Origin of the sequence: Dysosmobacter sp. Sow4_B12 (genome assembly GCF_052116665.1) — a bacterium.
GTDB lineage: Bacteria > Bacillota > Clostridia > Oscillospirales > Oscillospiraceae > Oscillibacter.
In genome coordinates this window covers 1-8,645 of record NZ_JBQKKR010000024.1, presented here as the reverse complement: position 1 = coordinate 8,645, position 8,645 = coordinate 1, and the positions used below count along the sequence as shown (strand labels likewise).

Sequence of the window (8,645 nt, the reverse complement as noted above, 5' to 3'; positions counted from 1 at the left end):
ACGATTCCGCGATCCAGTTTCCCTCGTTCCAGCATCTTTCATCACCCATGCTTATTTTACCATATAAATGCGATAAAGCCCAGCTATGCTGGACTTTTTCGACAGCCTGAGCCAGCGCCGATTAGGCGCTGGCTGCACGATGTTCTTTGAAATTTTTCACGGCCATGTGTTACATGGCCGTGACGGTTATCAGAAAAATGCTCAAAAAGCCGCTCCAGCGTTCTGCCCGCGCCGGATGTGGGTACATACCAGATAAAGGGCCGAAGCGCAGGGAACGAGGCACAGCCAGGCGCTGTGGGGACCGAGGACCCGCCACAGCAGAAAGGAGGCGGCCACACCGGCGTGGAAGGATAACAGCGTCTTGCCGAAAAAGGCGGCCTTGGGCAGGTGGGTGGGGTCGTGGTTGGCCAGCACCTCGGTCATGGCCATGGTGAACTGGCGCAGGTTGTTGGTAGAGAAAATGGAAGAGCTGACAAAGCCGTCGGCGCCCGGGAAGCTGTTCCACTGAAAGGCCATGGCGAAAAACAGCGGGTACAGGCCCAGCACCGGATAGATATCCGTGGGGAAAAAGCCGACCATCACAGCCGCCCCCGCGTCCAGCGCCACGCTGATGAGCCGCAGGTCCCAGGGGAGCCGGGACGGCAGGTACACGGTTAAGGCGATGGCCGCCATGTACAGCAGCATGCCGCCGAGGCGCAGCAGAAGCTGCGTCCAGTCGGCGGACAGCAGGCTGGTCACGACGCTGATGAGATTGGACGTCTGGGCGTTGCCCAGGAGGTTTCCGAAGGACAAAACGGCGTGGACACCCAGATAGCCGCCGATGAACGCCATATTGAAATGAATGCGCTGGCTGAGATTGCTCATTTCCTCATCTCCTATGTGATGGCCGCGTTATGGATGCAGCAGGCGGCGGGCCACCGCCACGTTCTGCTGCTCCAGCTCCTGCAGGCGCCGCACCGCGGCAGCCTGGTCCTCCGGGCGGCGGCTCTGGCCCACTGCCTGGTCGATCATATGCCGCAGGCCCTCCTCTGTCAAAGCGTCCAGGTCCACAAACAACTCCTGGCCGATGTATTTGAGGAAGGCGGAGACCTTGGGGTCATACACCACGCCAGCCAGCGGGATGCCCTGGCCGGCTGCGAAAATCAAGGCGTGGAGCCGCATGGACACAACGACCTCCATACGGCTGAGGGCGCCGATGATGGTGCCCGCGCCGCCGGCGTCGTCCAGAAAATAGTGGGGGGTGGTCAGAGACTTGGCGGCCAAACGGTGGGCCACCGGGTCCAGATGCTTTTCCACGGCGGTGAATACCGGCGTCAAGCCGTAGGTATCGTAGGCGTATTGAGCGGCAGCACCGAACAAGGGCGCCTTTTCCTCAAAGCCCTTCCACTGCCGCAGGGCGAAGCAGATATATTTGCCGTGGGGCGGGATGCCGGCACGGAGCATTACGCTGTCGATCTCGTCGTCACTGGCCCTGCGCAGGGTCAAGGCTGGGTCCGCCGTCAGCAAAATCTCCGGCTTTGTGACACCCATGAGCCGCAGCTCCTCCCGGGAGTCCGGCTCCCGGAGAGTGATGACGTCCACGTTGGCGTTCAGTACCCGGGCCGCCAAACGGCGGTGGTTTTCCCGGGTGACGGGACCGATGCCGCAGCCGTACATCTGCACCCTGCAGCCGGCCTTTTTGGCGGCGCTGATGTTGTGGAGGTAAAACCACAGGGAACGGCGGGAGGTCACGTCCTGAATGAGGCTGCCGCCGCCGTTGATATAGAGCTTCGCACGGCGCATGGCCCGCAGCCAGGCGGGGAAGTTGGAGCGGTGCACCGCCTGGACCCGGTAGGCCAGACGGGTGGATTTGGGGTCCTTGGACAGCACCAGCACCGGCATGTCCGGGTCGATGGAGCGCATCTCCTGGAGGATGGCCTCCAAAATGGCGTCATCGCCGGCGTTGCCCCGGCCGTAGGCGCCGCAGATGACCACGCCGTCCCGGTCCGCATTGGGGCGGCTGTGGCGGCGAATGATCTCCCGGTAGATGTGCAGCTGGGTGTCCACGGTCTTTTGGATGGAGAACTGGGTGGAGGCCTTTTGATAGAGCTTTTCCCCCATCTCATGGCGCAGGGCATCGTCATTGCCCAGGGCGGCCAGGTGCTCTCCCAGGGCCTGCCAGTCTCCGGAGGGGACCAGGAAGCCGTTGACGCTGGAGTCGATGAGGTAGGGGATGCCGCCCACGGCGGTAGCCACAGTGGCCAGGTGGAACCGGGCGCCCTCCGTCAGAGCGTAGGGGAAGGTCTCGGACAAGGAGGTGAGGGCGTTGATGTCCAGGGCGGAGTAGAAGCGGTCCATACCGCCGCTGATCCAGCCGGCAAAGGTCACCTGCTTTTCCACGCCCAGCTCCCGGGCCAGGTTCTCCAGCTTTTCCCGCTCCTCGCCGTCGCCGGCGATGACCAGACGCAGCCGGGGACATTTGCGGTATCCGGCGGCAAAGCCCCGGATGAGGGTGGACATGTCCTTGACGGGATTGAGGCGGGCGGCGATGCCCACCACCACGGAATCATCGTCCACGTCGGCCCCCAGGCTCATTAGGTAGGGGAGCCGGTCCCCCTGGGGCGGGGCGGGGGTGAAGTCGATGCCGTTGTAAATGGCGTAGAAGCGGTCGGCGGGGAAGCCCCGGGAGATGAGCAGGTCCACCATGGCGTCGGACACGCCGATGCGGTAGTCCAGCTTCCGCAGGGCGTAGGCGTTGATGGTGCCGAAGGTCAGGCGGCTGAGGGGACGGCCCATGTAGTCCAGGCGGTAGTCGCTGTGGACAGTGGTCACCACCGGCAGTCCGGTGGTCTTGCGCAGCAGGGCGCCGATCATATTGGCCCGGGCGCCGTGGCAGTGGATGAGCTCATAACCCTCTTGGCGGATGGTATCCGTCAGCTGCCGGCGGATGCGGAAGATGTTGTTGCCGCCGCAGATGGCGGTGGGGATGCCCATGGAGCGGGCCTCGTCGGCAAAGGGGCCGTCCCGGAAGCACACCAGCTGGGCGGTGATGGTTTTGTTGAGATGCTGCAGCAGGCTCAGCACATGGGTCTTGGCACCGCCGGAATCGCCGCCGCTGATGAGATGGATAACTTTCATGCAAACCCTCCGTGCGCCGCTGGACGCGCCAGCCGGCGCGTTTTTTCACGCATGGGCGCTTCTTTTGAAAATGGTCTTGTGAAATGGCGGAAAATATTATACAATGTTTTGCGGACATTGTCCACAGAGAAACAGCCGGGCTTTTCGCCTGTTATGGAGGAAATTATGGAACAAAAAGCAAAGCGTGTTGGAAGTTTCAATATCATTGACATCATCGCTGTGGTCTTGATCCTGGCGGTGCTGGTATTTGCCGGCATGAAGCTCATGCACCGGGGCGGCGGTGAGACCGCGGAGACTCCCATGACCAAGGTCACCTATGTGGTACGGGCCGAGGGAGTGCCGGCGGAACTGTATGAAAACTGCCTGGAGCACCTGCCCTCTCCGCTGATGGCCTCCGGCGCCCTGGTGGGCGGCCAGATCGAGGCTGTGGAGAAGGTGCCGTATTATGTACTGGGGCCCGATGGCCAGTGGGTGGAGGATCTGGACCATGTGACGCTGTATTTCACCGCCACCACCCAGACGCCCACCACGGAGGTCATGACCACCAAGGTGGGAGACCAGGAGGTCCGCATCGGCAAGAAGGATTACATTCTGAAAAGCGAGTATATCGAGATCAACGGAGGAACCATTGTCGACGTGCAGTGGGAGCAGTGACCGAACCGAAAAAGAACGCCCGGCAGGGCGTTCTTTTTTGTGCTTTACTGGGCGCTTAGACGTGCGAACCAGTCTGTCGCAAAATCCCGGAAGGCCGCCACATGGGGCGGCAGGTAGGCGTTGTAGCACCAGTGGAGGTACAGGTGGCGGGTATAGGCAAAGTCCGCCAGCGGCACCAGGACAATGCCGTCGCCCATGGGGGGAAGGCCTGTGCGGCTGGGCAGGAAGCAGACCCCTAGCCCGCAGCGGACAAAATCGCACAGGGTGATGGGGTTGTCGCTTTCCGCCACGATACAGGGGGCGAAGTTCACCTCGTTGCAGGCCTTTTGAATAATGCGGGCCCAAGGGCGGTCCCGCCGGAGGCTCACAAAGGGCTCCTCCCGGACATCCGCCAGGGAGACGCTGCTCCGTCGGGCCAGAGGGTGGTTCGTCGGAACAGCCAACATGGCGTCCTCCTGCACCAGCAGGCGGGAGTTCCGGGGCAGGACCTCGTCTCCGGCGATGGAGTCGAGGAGCATGTCGTATTCCGGCGGCTCCGTATCCTGGAACATCCGCTGGACGATCTCAAAGCGGATGTCTGGCCGGGCACGGCGGAACTCCAGCAGCAGATGGGGGATGAGGGCGGTGGCGGAATGGACGCACAGGCGGATGCAGGTTCGGGCCTCGCTTTTCTGGGCGGCGATCTCGTTTTTCGCATCCTGGATGGAGGAGAGGATCTGCCGGGAATACCGCAGCAGGATGCGCCCGTTTTCGTTGAGATGCATGCGCCGGCCGCTGCGGTCGAACAGGGAGGCACCCAGCTCGTTCTCCAAATTTTGAATGGTCCGGCTCAAAGCCGGCTGGGCAAGGTTCAGCCGCTGGGCCGCCTGGGTCATGTGCTCCAGCTCGGCCACGGCTTGAAATTGGATCAGCTGAAAAATTTCCATGGTACAAACACCTCTGCCCTTCGCGTGCAAACGGGGGTTTTTGTGTAGTATAGCATAAAAACGCAGGAGATACCACTGTAATTATTGAAATTATAATTTATAGTTATCAATTTATCGCTACAAAGTGTTAGACGGGCAAAGAAAACAATGATATATTGTATAAAAATGTAGATGCCTGTATGAATTTGCGGCCTGTTTGAGCCGTTGAATATTGTTTTGTGAAAGGGAGAACGCATATGCTGCAATTTGATCCTCAGAAGTATTCCTACGCCTCTCACCGGAACATCGTCTATGCCAAAAAGGGCATGGCCTGTTCCACCTCCCCCATTGCCTCTCAGGTGGGCCTGGACATTATGAAGGCCGGCGGCAACGCCATGGACGCCGCCATCGCCATGGCCACCACGCTGCCTCTGGTGGAGCCCACCGGCAACGGCCTGGGCAGCGACTGCTTTGCCCTGGTGTGGAGCGCCAAGGATTCCAAGCTGTACGGCCTGGACGGCTCCGGCGTCGCCCCCATGGCCCTGTCCGCCGAGAAGGTCCGGGAGGCCGGCTACACCGCCGTGCCCATGAACGGCTGGCTGCCCACCATGGTCCCCGGCGCTCCCAGCGCATGGGCCAAGCTGCGCCAGCGCTTCGGCACCAAGCCCATGACCGAGCTGATGGCGCCCGCCATCCGCTACGCCCGGGAGGGCTTCTGCATCCCTGTGAACGTGTACAAGCAGTGGAAGGCCGAGGTGGCCCGCTTTACCGCCGCCGCGGAGAAGGAGCCTGAGGTGTTCGGTCCCTGGCTGCAGTACTTCACCAAGGACGGCAAGACCTATGAGCCCGGCGACACCTTCTATAATCCCGACTTTGCCACGACTCTGGAGTCTCTGGCCGCCACGGACTGCGAGAGCTACTACCACGGCGAGATCATGAAGAAGATCGTGGACTTCTCCAACAAGACCGGCGGCTTCTTCGCCGAGAGCGACTTCGAAAACTACGAGGCCGGCTGGGTGGAGCCCATCTCCGTCAACTACAAGGGCTATGACGTCTGTGAGATGCCTCCCAACGGCCACGGCATCACCGCCTTGATGGCGCTGAACATGCTCAAGGGCCTGGACCTGGGCCAGGAGCGGGAGTCCGCCATGGCCTACCATTACATGATCGAAGCCACGAAGCTGGCTTTCGTGGATACCAAGAAGTTCGTGGCGGACCCCCGCTACATGAAGACCAAGGTCTCCGACATGCTCTCTGACCGCTATGCCGACGTTCGCCGGGCCCTCATCACCGACAAGGCCATCTATCCCGAGGCGGGCGACCCCTCCTGCGGCGGCACCGTGTACTTCTGCGTAGCTGACGGCGAGGGCAACATGGTCTCTTTCATCCAGTCCAACTACAACCGCTTCGGCTCCGGCGTCGTCATTCCCGGCACCGCCATCACCCTGCAGGACCGGGGCGCCAACTTCTCCATGGACCCCGAGAGCGACAACTACCTGGAGGGAGGCAAGAAGGCTTACCACACCATCATTCCCGGCTTCCTGTGCAAGGACGGCAAGGCTGTCGGTCCCTTCGGCGTTATGGGCGGCTTCATGCAGCCCCAGGGCCACGTGCAGGTCATCGTCAACGCCATCGACTACCACATGAATCCCCAGGAGAGCCTGGACGCGCCCCGCTTCCAGTGGGTGGGCGAGAAGAAGGTCCAGCTGGAGCGTGAAGTCCCCGCCCACATCGCCCAGAAGCTGGCCGACATGGGCCATGAGGTCACCATTGTCAACGCCAACCTGGGTATGGGCCGCGGCGAGATCATCTGGCGCATGGACGACGGCACCCTGGTGGGCGGCACCGAGCCCCGGGCCGACGGCACCATCGCCGCCTGGTAAAAAACGCGCATATTTGGCGGAAAGGGATTGCCTGCCGCCTGCAATCGTGTTATGATAGCACGGCTTAACTCCGATGCAGCCGCGCGCCGGAAACGGCGCGCGGCGCGTTGGTGTGGTGAAAAAAGAAGAAAGAAGGCAAGACATGCTGCACGATCTATTGATCCTGTATACCCTGTTTTTCCGCATGGGCGCCGTCACCTTCGGCGGTGGCTATGCCATGCTGCCCATCCTGCGGCGGGAGATCGTCCAGAAGCACAAGTGGATGGACGAGGAGAACATTATGGACTATTACGCCCTGAGCCAGGGCCTGCCCGGCATCATCGCCGTCAATGTCTCCGTGTTCATCGGCTACAAGCAGCGCAAGGTTCCCGGCGCCGTGGCCGCGGCCTTGGGCATGGTGTCCCCCTGCATCATCATCATTTCCATCATCGCGTTCTTCCTGTCCAACTTCCAGGATAACGTCTACGTCCAGCACGCCCTGGCGGGCATCTCCGTGTGCGTGGCGGCGCTGATTTTGGACGCGGTCATCAGCATGTGGAAAAAGGGCGTCAAAGATACCTTTGGTATTATCCTGTGCCTGGTGATGCTGGCGCTGAGCGTGTTCACCGACATTTCCCCCATCCTGCTGGTCATTGCCTGCGCCCTGCTGGGCGTGGCGGCCAAGTGGCGGGAGATCAAAACGCCGAAGGAGGGTGACGCGAAATGATCTATTTACAGCTTTTCTGGGAGTTTTTGAAGATCGGCCTGTTCGCCGTGGGCGGCGGCATGGCCACGCTGCCCTTTTTGCAGGACCTGGCGGAAAAGACCGGCTGGTATTCCCAGTCCCTCATCACGGACATGATCGCCATCTCTGAGTCCACCCCCGGTCCCATCGGCATCAACATGGCCACATATGTGGGCTGCAACGTGGCGGGTTTCTTGGGCGGCGTGGTGGCCACCATGGGCGAGATCCTGCCGGCCATCGTCATCGTGGTGACGGTATCCCGTTACCTGGAAAAGTTCCGGGGCAGCAAGCTGGTGGACGCCGCGTTTTACGGCCTGCGCCCCGCTGTCACCGGCCTCATCGCCGCTGCCGGCCTCAGCGTGGTGAAGGTGTCCATGTTCCACTTTGATCTGTATCATCAGACCGGCGTGCTGATGGATGCCTTTGACCTCAAGAAGATCATCTTCTTTGTGGCGGCCTTTGCCGCCATCAAGAAGTTCAAGCTCCATCCGGTGGTGTACATCGCCTGCGCCGCTGTGGTGGGCATCCTGCTGTCCTTCTGATGAAAAGCCGCCGCTTTCTGAAAAGCGGCGGCTTTTTTCGGCGGCGGGCTGTGAAATCCACTTCCATTTCCGCCGCGGATGTGGTACAATCAAACAAATAGCTCCAACAGACGGCATCATCCAAAAAGGGAGGTATCACGGTATGAAGAGATTGACCGACGCGGCGGACCGCTACCTCAAGGCCTGCGGCTGGCGGGACATAGCGGTGCTGAAGATATGCCTCTGCGCGCTGGGCGTGCTGATCGGCCTGGCGGTGCCCGGACGGAAAAAGCGTCCCGCGGCCTGGGCGGCGTCGCTGGTGTTCGTGGCGGCCTATGTGCCTTTGATGGGAAAATTCCTGCCGTATCTTCTGGGGGACCGGGTGGCTATTGAGGATATTTACCGCTGAGGCGGAAAACAGTTGTAAGATCCCGGGAAACGGTGTATCATAAGGACAAAACATCCACAACAAAGACATCCTGTATGAAGGAGGATATTCGCGTTATGAGCAAAACCGCAAGCATGGTCATGAAGATCATCGGCGCCAGCCTGGCCTTCGCCGCTTTTGTCTGCCTGCTGATCGGCGGATGGCATGACCTGTCCGTGGGCTACTGCGGCATGAAAAAGCGCCTTGCCAAGAAATTCGGCAGCGAGTATGACGACTACGCCGACGAAGAACTGTACGAGTAAGTGAGTAAAAACTGCCTCCGTCCCGCGGGACGGAGGCAGTTTCAGCCTGTCGAGAAACCCCGGTTGTGCATTAGGCAGCAACCGGGGTTTCAGCGCAAATTCGGGGAAATAGAATTGAGAACAGGAAATGGACAGAGTCATTCCATTTCCG

Annotated in this window: 9 protein-coding genes; 6 read left to right on the top strand and 3 right to left on the bottom strand. The window is 60.7% G+C overall.

Annotated elements, in window-relative coordinates; genetic code table 11:
• Nucleotides 1–201: 201 nt before the first annotated feature.
• Together ACTQ4R_RS12920 and csaB are read right to left on the bottom strand one after the other, a co-directional pair.
• Nucleotides 202–864, bottom strand: coding sequence for a YoaK family protein (locus tag ACTQ4R_RS12920; protein ID WP_441629331.1), 663 nt, complete (start codon nucleotides 862–864; stop codon nucleotides 202–204).
• Between the two features lie 27 nt (nucleotides 865–891).
• Nucleotides 892–3,117 carry a polysaccharide pyruvyl transferase CsaB gene (csaB, locus tag ACTQ4R_RS12915; protein ID WP_441629329.1) on the bottom strand — a complete coding sequence of 742 codons (2,226 nt, stop codon included), beginning with the start codon at nucleotides 3,115–3,117 and terminating at the stop codon, nucleotides 892–894.
• A gap of 165 nt (nucleotides 3,118–3,282) precedes the next feature.
• On the opposite strand from csaB, the gene ACTQ4R_RS12910 reads away from it, so the two are divergent.
• Nucleotides 3,283–3,771, top strand: coding sequence for a DUF4330 domain-containing protein (locus ACTQ4R_RS12910; RefSeq protein WP_441629327.1), 489 nt, complete (start codon nucleotides 3,283–3,285; stop codon nucleotides 3,769–3,771).
• 44 nt (nucleotides 3,772–3,815) lie between these two features.
• Here ACTQ4R_RS12910 and ACTQ4R_RS12905 read toward each other — a convergent pair whose 3' ends face one another.
• Nucleotides 3,816–4,697, bottom strand: a complete 882-nt coding sequence (locus ACTQ4R_RS12905) for a LysR family transcriptional regulator (protein WP_441629325.1) — start codon at nucleotides 4,695–4,697, stop codon at nucleotides 3,816–3,818.
• Between the two features lie 236 nt (nucleotides 4,698–4,933).
• On the opposite strand from ACTQ4R_RS12905, the gene ACTQ4R_RS12900 reads away from it, so the two are divergent.
• The 5 genes from ACTQ4R_RS12900 (at nucleotide 4,934) to ACTQ4R_RS12880 (ending at nucleotide 8,494) form a co-directional block, all read left to right on the top strand.
• Nucleotides 4,934–6,559: a gamma-glutamyltransferase family protein gene (locus ACTQ4R_RS12900; protein ID WP_441629323.1), complete on the top strand. Its 1,626-nt coding sequence runs from the start codon at nucleotides 4,934–4,936 to the stop codon at nucleotides 6,557–6,559.
• Between the two features lie 142 nt (nucleotides 6,560–6,701).
• Nucleotides 6,702–7,265 carry a chromate transporter gene (locus ACTQ4R_RS12895; RefSeq protein ID WP_441629321.1) on the top strand — a complete coding sequence of 188 codons (564 nt, stop codon included), beginning with the start codon at nucleotides 6,702–6,704 and terminating at the stop codon, nucleotides 7,263–7,265.
• Nucleotides 7,262–7,825, top strand: coding sequence for a chromate transporter (locus tag ACTQ4R_RS12890; protein ID WP_441629319.1), 564 nt, complete (start codon nucleotides 7,262–7,264; stop codon nucleotides 7,823–7,825). Before ACTQ4R_RS12895 ends, ACTQ4R_RS12890 begins: the two co-directional genes overlap by 4 nt.
• A gap of 142 nt (nucleotides 7,826–7,967) precedes the next feature.
• Nucleotides 7,968–8,213, top strand: coding sequence for a permease of phosphate ABC transporter (locus ACTQ4R_RS12885; protein WP_441629318.1), 246 nt, complete (start codon nucleotides 7,968–7,970; stop codon nucleotides 8,211–8,213).
• 95 nt (nucleotides 8,214–8,308) lie between these two features.
• Nucleotides 8,309–8,494, top strand: coding sequence for a hypothetical protein (locus ACTQ4R_RS12880; RefSeq protein WP_441629316.1), 186 nt, complete (start codon nucleotides 8,309–8,311; stop codon nucleotides 8,492–8,494).
• Nucleotides 8,495–8,645: the final 151 nt, after the last annotated feature.